Source organism: Phenylobacterium haematophilum (assembly GCF_014196295.1).
Lineage (GTDB): Bacteria > Pseudomonadota > Alphaproteobacteria > Caulobacterales > Caulobacteraceae > Phenylobacterium > Phenylobacterium haematophilum.
This window is the reverse complement of sequence record NZ_JACIDK010000005.1, coordinates 40,288-52,970: the sequence shown is the minus strand read 5'-3', so window position 1 is coordinate 52,970 and position 12,683 is coordinate 40,288. Positions and strand designations below refer to the sequence as shown.

The 12,683-nt window shown below is 67.5% G+C and carries 16 protein-coding genes; 11 read left to right on the top strand and 5 right to left on the bottom strand.

From position 1 onward, the window contains the following. Nucleotides 1-28: 28 nt before the first annotated feature. Nucleotides 29-607 carry a TetR/AcrR family transcriptional regulator gene (locus GGQ61_RS16170; RefSeq protein WP_183775087.1) on the bottom strand — a complete coding sequence of 193 codons (579 nt, stop codon included), beginning with the start codon at nucleotides 605-607 and terminating at the stop codon, nucleotides 29-31. Between the two features lie 73 nt (nucleotides 608-680). Between GGQ61_RS16170 and GGQ61_RS16165 the strand changes: the two genes are divergently transcribed. The 6 genes from GGQ61_RS16165 to GGQ61_RS16145 all read left to right on the top strand — a co-directional run bounded on the left by GGQ61_RS16165 (nucleotide 681) and on the right by GGQ61_RS16145 (nucleotide 4,932). Continuing rightward, nucleotides 681-1,094: a VOC family protein gene (locus tag GGQ61_RS16165; RefSeq protein ID WP_183775084.1), complete on the top strand. Its 414-nt coding sequence runs from the start codon at nucleotides 681-683 to the stop codon at nucleotides 1,092-1,094. Nucleotides 1,095-1,278: 184 nt separating this feature from the next. After that, nucleotides 1,279-2,379, top strand: a complete 1,101-nt coding sequence (locus tag GGQ61_RS16160) for an acyltransferase family protein (RefSeq protein WP_183775081.1) — start codon at nucleotides 1,279-1,281, stop codon at nucleotides 2,377-2,379. A 67-nt stretch (nucleotides 2,380-2,446) separates the two neighbouring features. Further along, nucleotides 2,447-3,130 (top strand): CHAP domain-containing protein, encoded by a 684-nt coding sequence (locus GGQ61_RS16155; protein WP_183775078.1) that lies wholly within the window; start codon nucleotides 2,447-2,449, stop codon nucleotides 3,128-3,130. Between the two features lie 66 nt (nucleotides 3,131-3,196). Then, the gene (locus tag GGQ61_RS22505; protein ID WP_281372709.1) at nucleotides 3,197-3,322 is read left to right on the top strand and encodes a hypothetical protein; all 126 of its coding nucleotides are present in this window, start codon (nucleotides 3,197-3,199) and stop codon (nucleotides 3,320-3,322) included. 125 nt (nucleotides 3,323-3,447) lie between these two features. Then, nucleotides 3,448-3,591, top strand: a complete 144-nt coding sequence (locus GGQ61_RS22730) for a hypothetical protein (RefSeq protein WP_183775075.1) — start codon at nucleotides 3,448-3,450, stop codon at nucleotides 3,589-3,591. Between the two features lie 129 nt (nucleotides 3,592-3,720). Then, nucleotides 3,721-4,932 (top strand): pentapeptide repeat-containing protein, encoded by a 1,212-nt coding sequence (locus tag GGQ61_RS16145; RefSeq protein WP_183775072.1) that lies wholly within the window; start codon nucleotides 3,721-3,723, stop codon nucleotides 4,930-4,932. A 166-nt stretch (nucleotides 4,933-5,098) separates the two neighbouring features. Here the strand turns inward: GGQ61_RS16145 and GGQ61_RS16140 are convergent, their stop codons facing one another. After that, nucleotides 5,099-5,959, bottom strand: a complete 861-nt coding sequence (locus GGQ61_RS16140) for a crotonase/enoyl-CoA hydratase family protein (RefSeq protein ID WP_183775069.1) — start codon at nucleotides 5,957-5,959, stop codon at nucleotides 5,099-5,101. Between the two features lie 69 nt (nucleotides 5,960-6,028). Further along, complete coding sequence (locus tag GGQ61_RS16135) at nucleotides 6,029-6,661, bottom strand: COQ9 family protein (protein ID WP_183775066.1); 633 nt, start codon at nucleotides 6,659-6,661, stop codon at nucleotides 6,029-6,031. A gap of 177 nt (nucleotides 6,662-6,838) precedes the next feature. Between GGQ61_RS16135 and rpsU the strand changes: the two genes are divergently transcribed. From rpsU to folP, 3 genes are all read left to right on the top strand, one after another. Next, nucleotides 6,839-7,072, top strand: coding sequence for a 30S ribosomal protein S21 (gene rpsU / locus GGQ61_RS16130; RefSeq protein WP_111275467.1), 234 nt, complete (start codon nucleotides 6,839-6,841; stop codon nucleotides 7,070-7,072). A gap of 194 nt (nucleotides 7,073-7,266) precedes the next feature. Further along, complete coding sequence (ftsH, locus tag GGQ61_RS16125; RefSeq protein WP_183775046.1) at nucleotides 7,267-9,144, top strand: ATP-dependent zinc metalloprotease FtsH; 1,878 nt, start codon at nucleotides 7,267-7,269, stop codon at nucleotides 9,142-9,144. Nucleotides 9,145-9,227: 83 nt separating this feature from the next. After that, a complete protein-coding gene (folP, locus tag GGQ61_RS16120; RefSeq protein WP_246370990.1) occupies nucleotides 9,228-10,040 on the top strand; it encodes a dihydropteroate synthase in 813 nt (270 codons plus the stop codon). On the opposite strand, the gene GGQ61_RS16115 is transcribed toward folP, so the two are convergent. Continuing rightward, entirely contained in the window at nucleotides 10,037-10,771 is a 735-nt protein-coding gene (locus GGQ61_RS16115; RefSeq protein WP_183775043.1) for an SDR family oxidoreductase, read from the bottom strand. The two genes, folP and GGQ61_RS16115, sit on opposite strands and share 4 nt — an antisense overlap. Nucleotides 10,772-10,867: 96 nt before the next feature. On the opposite strand from GGQ61_RS16115, the gene thiD reads away from it, so the two are divergent. Then, complete coding sequence (thiD, locus tag GGQ61_RS16110; protein WP_183775040.1) at nucleotides 10,868-11,671, top strand: bifunctional hydroxymethylpyrimidine kinase/phosphomethylpyrimidine kinase; 804 nt, start codon at nucleotides 10,868-10,870, stop codon at nucleotides 11,669-11,671. After that, entirely contained in the window at nucleotides 11,668-12,243 is a 576-nt protein-coding gene (locus tag GGQ61_RS16105; RefSeq protein WP_183775037.1) for a nucleotidyltransferase family protein, read from the top strand. Before thiD ends, GGQ61_RS16105 begins: the two co-directional genes overlap by 4 nt. 54 nt (nucleotides 12,244-12,297) lie before the next feature. On the opposite strand, the gene GGQ61_RS16100 is transcribed toward GGQ61_RS16105, so the two are convergent. Continuing rightward, nucleotides 12,298-12,666 (bottom strand): hypothetical protein, encoded by a 369-nt coding sequence (locus GGQ61_RS16100; protein WP_183775034.1) that lies wholly within the window; start codon nucleotides 12,664-12,666, stop codon nucleotides 12,298-12,300. Nucleotides 12,667-12,683 lie beyond the last annotated feature (17 nt).

Genomic DNA, 12,683 nt, shown 5'->3' with positions numbered 1-12,683 from the left:
AGCCAACCGCGTCAGATAAGGTGGAGTTTCAGCGCCGCAAGCGGGCCATGGTCTCAACAAAGCTCGATTTCAGCCGCGCCAGCGCCTCAGGTCCCTCGCCGTGGCCGGCCCAGACCACGCCGTAGTTGAGCGCCCCGTTGATCATCACCGCCAGGGTTTCGGGGTCGCCCTGCAACTCGTCCGCCTCCACCGCGGCCCGCACGCCCTCGACCAGCAGGCCGAAACCGTGCCGGCGATCCATCTCATTCCAGGCCTCCCAGCCCAGCACGCTGGGGGCGTCGAGGATCAGGATCCGGCGCGCCTGCGGGCCGGCCATGAAGTCGAGAAAGGTGAGGCACCCGGCCAGCAGCCCGTCGAAGGCGCTGGCTTGTGCGTCGGCGTCCGTTTCGATCGCCAGCTCGGCTTCGCCGTGCAGCTGCTCGCACACTGCGGCGAACAGCGCCTGCTTGTCGGCGAAGTGGTGATAGAGCGCCCCGCGGGTCACCCCGGCCGCGGCCAGGATCGCCTCTGTGCCGGTCCCCGCGTACCCTTGAGCGGCGAACAGGTCGCGCGCGACCGCGACCAGCTTGCCTCGCGTCGCCGCCGCCTTCGCCGCCTTCACGCTCATCCGCGATTTCCTATTTGACATACAGACTGTCTGTATTTTAGTTCGCCATCAGGACTGATCAAGGACAATCGCCATGAAGTTCGTCGACCGATATCCGATCATCGTCACCCCTAAGCTGCAGCAGTGTCGCGACTTCTGGGTCGAGCATCTGGGGTTCGAGGTGGTCTTCGAGGCCGACTGGTTCATCCTGCTGGCCGCCGACGGCGCCACCCTGGCCTTCATGCACCCGAACCACCCGTCCAGCCCGCCGGGTCCGCAGGCGTTCTCCGGCCACGGCATGTGCTTCGAACTGCAGGTTGAGGACGCCGCCTTGGCCTATGAGGAGTTCCGCGGCCGCGGCCTGCGGGTCGACTACGCCCTGGCCCAGGAGCCGTTCGGCCAGCTGCGCTTCGGTTTCTTCGACCCCTCCGGCCTCTGGGTCGACGTCGTCGAGCAGATCGAACCGGCCGAAGGCTTCTGGGACCGCTACATGACCGCGGCGGCGTAGGCGCGGCCAACACCGGGACCCATTCGCGCCTGCGCTGCTGGGTCGAGCGCCGTGCGGCGCTTGCCCGTAACCGAATGGTCAGGCTTCCTGGCCTAGTCTCCTCGCCGGGGCTCGCCTGGTGCGCGAATTGCACTCGCCCCTGACGCTGCGCCGAGAACGGCGCCGGAACGGGACGAAGCCGCCTATGAACGACGCCTCGAACATCCGCCAGCTCACCTCCTTGCGGTTCTTCGCCGCTTTCTGGGTCGTGCTGTTCCACTACTGGCCGAAGCTCGATTTCGACGCGGCGATCCCGCTCTTCGTGCAGAAGGGCTATCTCGGGGTCGAGCTGTTCTTCGTCCTCTCCGGCTTCATCCTCTGCCACGTCTACCGGACCAGCCTGGAGGAGGGGCGCTTCCGCTACGGCTCGTTCCTCTGGAATCGGCTCGCGCGGGTCTATCCGCTGCACCTGGCCACCCTGGTCGGCATGATCGTGCTGGCGCTTGGCGCCCAGGCCGCGGGCTTTGGCATCGACTCGAACATTCTCTCCTGGGAATCGCTGCCGGCGAACCTGCTGCTGGTCCAGGCCTGGGGTCTGGCCCCGCAGGCGGCGTTCAACCACCCGTCCTGGTCGATCTCGGCCGAGTGGTTCGCCTATCTGACCTTCCCGCTGTTCGCCTGGGGCGCCCTGGCGCTGAAGGACCGGCCGCTCGTGGCGCTCGGTCTGGCGATCGGCTTCCTCGCCGCCCTATATGCGGCGTTCCAGCACCTGGCCGGCTTTCCGCTCACCCAGGCGACCATACAGTGGGGCGCCCTGCGCATCGTTCCGTGCTTCGCCTACGGCTGCGCCCTGCATGCCCTGTGGCGCGCGCGGCCCTCGCAGAATCGTCGCAGCGCCCTGGTCGGCGCCGTCGCTTCGACCCTCGCGGTGCTTATTTTGGCGGCGATCGCCGCTCCTGATGCCGTAATTGTGACTGCGCTCGGCGCCGTGATCTTCTTCCTCGCACGCATGGCGCAAACCGGTTCTGAAACATTTGGTAACGCACAGCTCGTTTATCTGGGCGAGATCAGCTACTCCGTCTACATGGTCTGCGTTCCGTGGAAGATAGTATTCGTGAACGCGGCGTCGAAAGTATTTGAGCTCAACGACGAGCGCCTGCCCCTTTGGCTGTGGTTAGTTTTCCTCGGCGGAGTCGTTCCACTGGCCGCGGCGTCATATCATCTTATTGAAAAGCCGGCCCGCGCCCGCATGAAGCTATGGGCGGAGGCGTGGGAGGCTCGGCGACCTTCTACCGCAGGCGCATAAAGACTCTTTTCATCCGGGCGTGAGATGGTTACCCCTTACGCTGTTCGCGTGGGGGAGTACCCGTAACATGCTTAAACGCCCGAGGGCCGTGATTGGCTCCCTGGCCGCTGCGGCGGTTATGTTTTTCGCTCCCATCTCGGGCGCGATGGCCGACACCTACTGGCAGTGCGTCCCGTTCGCGCGCCTGATTTCCGGCGTGCAGATCTATGGCGACGCCTGGACCTGGTGGCGTCAGGCGGTGGGCAAATACGAAACCGGCTTCAGCCCCAAGGCGGGCGCGGTCCTCTGCTTCAAGCCCACCGGCAAGATGCGTCTCGGACACGTGGCCGTGGTCAGCCAGGTGCTGACCGACCGCGTCATCCAGATCACCCACGCCAACTGGTCGCGCATCGGGGGCACGCGCGGGCAGATCGAGAAGGACGTCACCGTCATCGACGTCTCGCCGGCCGGCGACTGGTCGCAGGTCAAGGTGTGGTATGATCCGGTGCGTGACCTCGGCTCGTCGACCTACCCGACCCACGGCTTCATCTACCAGGACGCCAACGCCATCCGCATGGCGAGCAACAAGCTCAACGGCGCCCAGAACACCGCCATCGCCGTCGCCCAGGGCGCGGCCAACCAGGTCGCCTCGGTCGTTCGTCCGGGCGCTGGCCCGCTGCAGATGCTGAGCCAGGCCGCCGACTCCACCGACCGGATCGCCGCCCTGATCCAGGCCGCTACCCAGATGAACCCGCCCGCCGAGTCGAACTGACCCGGCTGGGCGCTGACGCCCATCCCTCAAATTTCAGGTGGGGCTCCATCCCTTGCGGAGAGCTCCATGCTGACGGCCGGACGACGACATCATCTGGATCAACCTGGTCTCGCCCTCGCCGGAGGGCGCGTCGTGGAGCGGGCCGTCGAGCGCCTCGATGCCTTCCTCGGCCGCCTCGCCAAAGCCGCCTGACCTCGATCCAGCACGACATTCAGCCCTGAGCGAGCACGCGGAGCTGGCGACGACCGCATCTGGTTCCTGCCCGACGCGGCGCTCGACCTGATGAAGCGAGAGAACAGCATCAATTCTTCTCTGTCGTGGCGGTCGTCTTCCGGCCGCCGCCGCCAGTCGCATCTATATATGGAGCGGACTTCGGCGCGACACCGCATTTGCGCTGGATGTTTGGGTATACATTGACTCATCTGCTTATGGTTATCGCGCAAGTTACCCCGTTCATCTGATACGAGAGGTAGGGTTGGCTGTAGATCGCCGACCGGCGTTAGATATCGCCACGGTGAAGTCACAATTGTGCAACCGTTCCTTAAGCGCGATATCTGATCCTGAGGGCCTCGTTCCTTAAACCGGTCCGCATGTCCGCAGTCGCCAACCTCTATCGGCCGCTGGATCCCCAGGCGCTTCGGCAAACCCTGGAGGCCCATCGCCGCTATCTCGCCCACCGCACCGGCGGGCGGCGGGCGAACCTCGCCTATGCGGACCTGTCAGGCCTGAAGCTCGAAGGCTTCGACCTCAGCGACGCCGACCTGACCGGCGCGCGGCTGTCCGGCGCGATGCTGGCCGGCGTGAAGCTCGACCGCGCGATCCTGTTCGGCGCGGACCTGCGCGACGCCAACCTGCGCAAGGCCAGCCTCTCCAAGGCCGACCTGCGCGGCGCTTCGTTGCGCGGCGCGAACCTGACCGGCGCCAATCTCGCCGGCTGCGACCTGCGCGAGGGCCGCATCGCCCTGCAGGACCGCACCGAGGGGTTCCGATATCTCGACCACGCCGGCGGTCCGGGCGAGCTTAACTTCGCCGTGCTCACCGGCGCCGACCTCACCGGGGCCCAGATGACCGGGGCCTCGGCCCTGGCCACCGATTTCACTGACGCCAACCTGACCGACGCTCAACTGGGCGGGGCGCGCCTGATCAAGGCCAAGCTCGATGGAGCCAACCTGACCGGGGCCCAGGTGGCGGGGGCCGACCTCTCCGGCGCTTCGCTGCGGCGCGCCATTCTGATTCGCGTGGACTTCAGTTTCGCGACCGTCGAGGGGGCCGACCTCTCGGACGTGCTGCGGGCGCCGCCGGCGGTGGTCTATGTCGACGAACGCCCGCTCGGCGAGGTGCTGGCGGCGCACGAGGCCTTCTGCGAAAGCGGCGGTCGCGCCGGCGCCGCCGCCCGGCTGGCCGACATTGACTTCCGCCCGGTGGGCACGCTCAAGCGCCGCAAGCTCAGCGGCCTGATCGCGCCGGGCTCGGTGCTGTTCGGAATGAACCTCGAGGGCGTCGAGCTGCAGGGCGCGGACCTGTCGCGCTGCGACCTGCGCGCGGCCAATCTGCGCATGGCCGACCTGCGCGGCGCGCGCCTGATCGACGCGCAGCTGACCCGCGCTGACCTTCGCGGGGCGATCCTCGGCCCGCTGGAGATCGGTCAGGGCCGGTTCATCCGCGCCGACCTGTCCCGCGCCAACCTGCGCCAGGCCGACCTGCGCCGCGCGTTCGCCCTGCGCGCCCGGTTGCCGGAAGCCGACCTCTCCGACGCCAAGCTCGACGGCTGCGTGCTCACCGACGTCGAGCTGGGCGGCTGAGCTGTGGCTGTCATCCCGGTTTCGGCCGCAGGCCGAAGACCGGGACCCATGAGCACCTGATCATGCGGATGACGGCTCGACCTCGCCGCATGCCTCAAGCGCGGCCAATGGATCCCGGCCTTCCGCTTCGCTTCAGCCGGGATGACACTCCAAGGAAGGCGGGTTCCTACATCCCGTGCTTCAGCGGCTGAAGCCCCTGCCACACCGGCTCGCGCTTCTCGGACTTCGCCGCGAACGCCTCGCCCATGTGCGGGCCCGAGAACATGCCGGTCTGCCAGACGGCGATGTAGTCCAGGCCGTCCTTGATGGTGTGGTCGCGGGCGTAGTTGATCATGACCTTCGAGCCGGTCACCGCCAGCGGGGCCTTGCTAGCGATCTCGTGGGCGGTGGCGAGGGCGTGGGCGACACACTCTTCGTGGGTCGGCAGCACCTCGTTGACCCAGCCGATCTCCTTGGCCTTCGCGGCCGGCATGCGGCGGCCGGTATAGGCCATTTCGCGCACCCAACCCTCAGGGATCAGCTTGCACAGCCGCGGGAAGGTCCCGACGTCGGCGGTCATGCCGATGTTGATCTCCTGGATGCAGAAGAACGCATCGGCGCTGGCGTAGCGGATGTCGCAGGCGCTGGTCATGTCGACCGCTCCCCCGATGCAGCCGCCCTGGATGGCGACGATCACGGGGATGCGCGCCTCGTCGAGACACCCGAAACAGTCCTGCAGCCACAGGATATGATGGCGCTGCTGCTCGGCGTTGATGTGCCGGTCCTGGTTCTGGTTGGCCGAGGTCGAGCCGCCGCCGCCGAACACGGCCAGGTCCATGCCGGCGGAGAAGTGCTTGCCGGTCGAGGAGATCACGATCGCCCGGGCGCGGGCGTTGTGGTCGATGTCCTTCACGATCACCGGCAGCTCGTTCCAGAACTCGCGGATCATCGAGTTCATGGCCTCGGGGCGCTTGAGCTGGATGTGGGCGACGTGGCCGTCCAGGGTCACGTCGAAGCAGGTCCAGGTCTGCGAGAAGGCGTCGGCCATATGGGCGTCTCCTTATGAATGATGCAAAGGCGGCATCATTGCCGGATGACGCAAGGGAATGGGAGGCGTTTAGCCGTAGCGCATCTTGCCGAGCGCGCTGGCGACGTCGGACAGAAGTTGCGAGGGCTTCAGGCCGCCCTTCCACTTCTCGAAGGCCATCACGTTTTCGATGCGGGCGTCGACGAAGGCCGCCGCCGCGTCGCGGCCCGACGACAGCCGGATCGCCAACGCGCTGGCCAGGATGCCCGAGAGGATCGCGCGCTTGGAATAGTGGTTCTCGTCGGTGGCCGTGTCGCCGGCCCACCGCCACAGCTGGTCGGCGCTGTCCCACAACAGCCGCATCGCTAGCGGCAGGTGTATCGGCAGGGCGAGGAAACCTGCCCAACGCCGAACGGCCGCCTCATCCTGGGCTGCGACGTCGATCCGGGTCATGGCGGCGGTGCGGATCCGCTCGCGGATCTTTAGGGCCGCCGGGTCGGGCAGGGCGGCCAGGGTCAAAGCGTCGTGTCGCTTGCCCAGCAAGGCGGCGAGGTCGCGCGGACCGTGCGGCAGCAGCAGTTCGACATCGGCCTCAGACAGTCCGGCCGCCGCGCCGGCGGCCTTCACCGTCGGCCAGGTCCAGCCGCGATCGGCTGCAATCTGCAAGGCGGCGTCGAGAACCTGCCGTTCGGCGTCCTGCGCCCACTCGTCTACATTGGCCATGCATCCATATAGCGGGCGATTTTCCGCCTGTCCGCCGTGGACATCGCGCTCGGGTTCTGATATCTCGCCGCGCTCAACCCGAAGGGCCTTCGCTCGACGGGTCGCAAGGCTTTTATCCGTTCGCCGCCGCCTGATGTCAGGAAGGCCGAGCGGGAACGGGTGATAGGAGAGAGACCTCTGGTTCAGATTTTCGTCCGCGACAACAACGTCGATCAGGCCCTCAAGGCGCTGAAGAAGAAGATGCAGCGCGAGGGCTCGTTCCGCGAAATGAAGCGGCACGTGCACTATGAAAAGCCGAGCGAAAAGCGCGCTCGTCAAAAGGCCGAAGCCGTGCGCCGCGCGCGCAAGCTGGCCCGCAAGCGCGCTCAACGCGAAGGCCTGATCGCCGCGCCGAAGAAGCCGAGCCGGTAAGAAATCAAGGCGTCATGCCTAAGTGTGGGGGGCCGCGCGGGAGACTGCGCGGCCCTTTGCATGTCTGGAATCGGGCTTGGTCAAGCTCGCTCAACGAACCGCGATATTCGGTCGCGCGGCACGAGGCTTGCTAGTGCCCATGGCCACTCCCACCTACAGTGGGATTTGAGAGACACTTTTCACGAAGGCGCGTCATGAACCTGCGTAATCTCGCCATCTGGGGCGTCATCGTCGTCGTCCTGATCGGCCTCTACAGCATGATGACCGGCGGCAGTCAGGCGGCCGGGGCTTCAGGCCAGATCTCCTACTCGCAGCTGCTGAGCAAGGTGAACTCGGGCGAGGTCAAGTCCGCGACGTTCCGCGGCACGGCGATCGAGATCAAGGACGCGGGCGGCAAGTCGTACACCGCGCTGACCCCGAACAATCAGGACGACCTGATCAAGCGGCTGGAGTCCGGCGGCGCCGACATCAATGTGAAGTCGGCTGGCGGCGGCCTGCTGGGCCTGTTCCTGAACAGCCTGCCGATCCTGCTGTTGATCGGCGTCTGGATCTTCTTCATGCGTCAGATGCAGGGCGGCGCCCGTGGCGCCATGGGCTTCGGCAAGTCCAAGGCCAAGATGCTGACCGAGAACAAGAACCGCGTCACCTTCGACGACGTCGCCGGCGTGGACGAGGCCAAGGAAGAGCTGACGGAAATCGTCGATTTCTTGAAGGACCCGCAGAAGTTCCAGCGCCTGGGCGGCAAGATCCCGAAGGGCGCCCTGATGGTCGGCCCTCCCGGCACCGGTAAGACCCTGCTGGGCCGCGCCGTCGCGGGCGAGGCCGGCGTGCCCTTCTTCTACATCTCCGGTTCGGACTTCGTTGAAATGTTCGTCGGCGTCGGCGCCAGCCGCGTGCGCGACATGTTCGAGCAGGCCAAGAAGAACAGCCCCTGCATCATCTTCATCGACGAAATCGACGCCGTCGGCCGTCACCGCGGCGCCGGCCTGGGCGGCGGCAACGACGAGCGCGAGCAGACCCTCAACCAGCTGCTGGTCGAGATGGACGGCTTCGACCCGTCGGAAGCGATTATCGTCATCGCCTCGACCAACCGACCCGACGTTCTGGACCCGGCCCTGCTGCGTCCCGGCCGCTTCGACCGTCAGGTCGTGGTGCCGAACCCGGATATCGGCGGCCGCGAGCGGATCCTGCGCGTCCACATGAAGAACGTGCCGCTGGCCGCCGACGTCGAGGTCAAGACCATCGCCCGCGGCACCCCGGGCTTCTCTGGCGCCGACCTGGCCAACCTGGTCAACGAAGCGGCCCTCATGGCGGCGCGCAAGAACCGCCGCATGGTCACCCAGCGCGACTTCGAGGACGCTAAGGACAAGGTCATGATGGGCGCCGAGCGCAAGTCCATGGCCATGACCGAGGACGAAAAGCGCCTGACTGCATACCATGAGGGCGGCCACGCCCTGATCGCCCTGAACGTCCCGGCCACCGACCCGGTGCACAAGGCCACGATCATTCCGCGCGGCCGCGCCCTGGGCATGGTCATGCAGCTGCCGGAACGCGATCAGCTGTCAATGTCCTACGAGCAGATGACCTCGCGTCTGGCCATCCTGATGGGCGGCCGGATGGCGGAGGAGCTGATCTTCGGCAAGGACAAGATCACCTCGGGCGCGTCGTCCGACATCGATCAGGCGACCAAGCTGGCCCGCGCCATGGTCACCAAGTGGGGCTTCTCCGACAAGCTCGGCGTCGTCTCCTACGGCGAGAACCAGGACGAGGTGTTCCTCGGTCATTCGGTGTCGCGGACCCAGTCGGTCTCGGAAGAGACGGCCAACCTGATCGACGCCGAAGTGAAGCGTCTGGTCCAGGGCGGCTTCGACGAGGCTCGCCGAATCCTGACCGAGAAGATGGACGACCTGCACACCCTGGCCAAGGCTCTGCTCGAGTACGAGACCCTGACCGGCGACGAGATCATCAATGCGCTGAAGGGCGTCCCGCCCGTTCGCGACGACGCCGACGCTAAGCGGCCCACTGGCCCGTCGGTGGCGGTGCCGATCTCGCCGCGGCCCGAACCGGCGTAAGGCCGACCAGCCCTAGCGATCTTGACGCCCTCCCGGCCCCGCGCCAGGAGGGCGTCTTGCTGATTGCGCGAGGAGATCCGTCCATGCCCGGTTCTGCGAAGGTCATGGGGATCGTCAATGTCACCCCCGACAGCTTCTCGGACGGCGGCCGCTTCCTGGATCACGAGGCGGCCCTGATCCATGCCCGGCGGCTGATCGCCGAGGGCGCCGACATCCTCGACATCGGCGCTGAGTCCACGCGGCCAGGCTCCGAGCCGGTCTCCGCCGAGGACGAGATCGCTCGCGCCGTGCCGCTGATCGCGGCTATCCGGGCTGAGAGTCCGATCGCCATCTCGATCGACACGATGAAGCCGCAGGTCGCCCGCGCCGGGGTCGAGGCCGGCGCGAACATCTGGAACGACGTGGCGGCCCTGCGCTACGCGCCGGACGGCCCGCAGATCGCCGCTGAGCTGGGCTGCGACCTAGTGCTCATGCATATGCGCGGCGAGCCGCGCACCATGCAGGCGGACCCGCAGTACGACGACGTCGTCGCCGAGGTCTGCGAATTCCTGGCCGAACGGGCGCAAGCGGCGATGGCGGCCGGGGTGGCGCGCGAGAAGATTTGGCTCGATCCCGGGGTGGGGTTCGGCAAGCGGCCCGAGCACAATCTGGCGCTCATCGCCCGGCTGGACGCGGTCGCAGCCCTCGGCTACCCGGTGCTGTTGGGCGTCAGCCGCAAGCGGTTCATCGCCGCCCTTGATCCGTCTGGCGGCGCGGCCTTGGACGGGCGGTTGGCGGGCTCGCTGGCCGCGGCCTTGGCCGGCGTCGAACGCGGGGCCGGGGTCCTGCGGGTGCACGACGTCGCCGAGACGGTCCAGGCGCTGAAGGTCTGGGAGGCGGTCGCGGCCGCCCGTTAGCCGCGGCCGATGAACGGCATCTTGGTCGCCATCACGGTCATAAACTGGACATTGGCGTCCAGCGGCAGGCCGGCCATGAACGCCACGGCGTCGGCGACGGCCTTTACGTCCATCAGCGGCTCGGGCGCGAACGAGCCGTCGGCCTGCGGCACGCCCTTGGCCATGGCCAGCGTCATTTCGGTGGCCGCATTGCCGATGTCGATCTGGCCGCAAGCGATGTCGTAGGCCCGGCCTTCGAGCGAGGCCGAGCGGGTCAGGCCCGTGATCGCGTGCTTGGTGGCCGTGTAGGCCACCGAATAGGGCCGGGGCGCGTGGGCCGAGATCGAGCCGTTGTTGATGATCCGTCCGCCGCGCGGGTCCTGGGCCTTCATCAGCCGGAACGCCGCCCGGGTGCAGAGGAAGGCGCCGGTGAGATTGGCGTCGACCACCCGCTTCCAGGCGTCCAGAGACAGATCCTCCAGCCGCCCCCCGGCCGAGACGCCCGCATTGTTGAACAGCACGTCCAGCCGCCCGAACCGCGCCCGCGTCGCCTCGAATGCAGCGTCCACGGCGGTCTCGTCGGCGATGTCGGCGGTCTGGATAAGAGTCTCGCCGGGCAGGGCGGCGGCGGTTTCCTCCAGCTTGTCGGCGCGGCGTCCGACAAGGACGAGCGAATAGCCGGCTTCTGCGAGGGCGATCGCGCTGGCGCGGCCGATCCCCGATCCGGCCCCGGTGACGAGGGCGACTTTCATGGCCGGCAGGTTAGCAGTGGGCCGGGCGCAAGCGCCACAGTGGACAGCCGCGCAAATCCCGATGCATTCGCTGCGCGCTCGCGCTACGTCCAGTCCATGAGCGAGACCTTGGGCCGAGTGCTGATCATCGCAGGTTCGGATTCGGGCGGCGGCGCCGGCATCCAGGCCGACATCAAGACGGTCACCATGCTGGGCGCCTATGCGGCGACGGCGATCACGGCGGTGACCGTGCAGAACACCTTGGGCGTCACCGGCGTTCACCCGATCCCTCTAGACGTGGTCGAGGCGCAGGCCCGAGTGGTGCTGGACGACATCGGCGCCGATGCGATCAAGACGGGGATGCTGGGCGACGTCGCCATGGTGGAGACGGTGGCGCGGATACTCGACAGCACCGCTGCGCCCGCAGTGGTCGATCCGGTCATGGTCGCCAAGGGCGGTTCGAACCTCTTGGCGCCCGACGCCGTGGATGCAGTGCGTACGTTGATGGTCCCGCGCGCGGCGCTACTGACCCCCAATGCGCCTGAGGCCCAGGCGCTGACCGGCCTGGCGGTCGAGAGCCTGGACGACCAGCGCCGCGTCGGCGAGGCGCTGCTGAAGCTCGGCGCTCGCGCCGTCCTGATGAAGGGCGGCCACGTGCCAGGAGAGACCGTCACCGACGTGCTGCTGACGCGGCAGGGCGAGACCACCTATGAGGGCGAGCGTATACACACGCGCCATACGCACGGCACCGGCTGCACCCTGGCCTCGGCCTGCGCCGCGGGCCTCTCGCAGGGCCTGCCGCTGAGCGAGGCGGTGGCCCGCGCCTGGGCCTATGTGCATGAGGCGATGCGGGCCGCGCCAGGCCTTGGGGGCGGCCATGGTCCCCTGGATCACGCCTGGGCGCTGCGAGGCGGCAAATGAGCGCAGATCTTGCGGAGCGGCTCGAGACCATCGTCCGATCGACTCCCAGCCTGATGCACGTGCTGACGACGGTGCGGCGCCTGAACCTGCCCGACTGGCTGGTGTTTTCCGGCGCGGTCTACCAGCCAGTGCTGAACCACCTGACCGGCCGCGATCCCGACTATGGGATCAAGGACTACGATCTCGGTTACTTCGATGCGTCCGACACTTCTTATGAGGCGGAAGACGTAGTGATCCGCCAGGTCGCCGCCGCCTTCGCGCCGCCGTTCCAGGAGATGGTCGAGGTCCGTAACCAGGCCCGCGTGCACCTCTGGTTCGAGCAGAAGTTCGGCGAGCCGTACGAGCCGCTGACCTCCTGCACCCAGGCGCTGTCGCGCTTCACCTCCACCGTGTTCGCGGTCGGCGTCCGGCTGGAAGACGACGACCGGTTGACCGTCCACGCCCCATTCGGGCTCGACGACCTGTTTGCGTTGCGCCTGCGCCCGAACCCGAGCCGCGTCACGGGCGGCTTCCTGCGCACCGCCCACGCAGCCCAGCGCCGCTGGCCTGAGCTGTCGATCCTTAACGCCTAGACGGAAAAGGGGCGGCCTCGCGACCGCCCCTTCCCAGTGTCTCAAGCCCGCGCCTCAGCGGCGATAGTCGGGCCCGTAGCCATAGCCGTATCGGCGATCGTCCCGATCGATGCGGCGCGCCAGCTGATCGTAGCGGCGGTCGATGTCCTGGCGCTCCCACTGGCTGAAGCCGCCGCGGCTGTAGCGCCACGCCAGACGTTCGGTGGCGTTCACTTCGCGGCGCAGCCATACGGCGGCGCCGGAGTTCAGCGAGCCGGTGCGCTCGGCGCGGTCGATACGCCACATCAGGCGGTCGGCGCGGTTGTTGTCGTAGTGCTGAGTGCGATCGTAGCGGTCGGGGCCGCCGTACGGCTGGGCCGCGGCGGGAACGGCGGCGGCAGCCAGGGCGGAAGCCGCAGTCAGGGCCAGAACGAGCTTTTTCATGACGGTCCTCCTTGGAC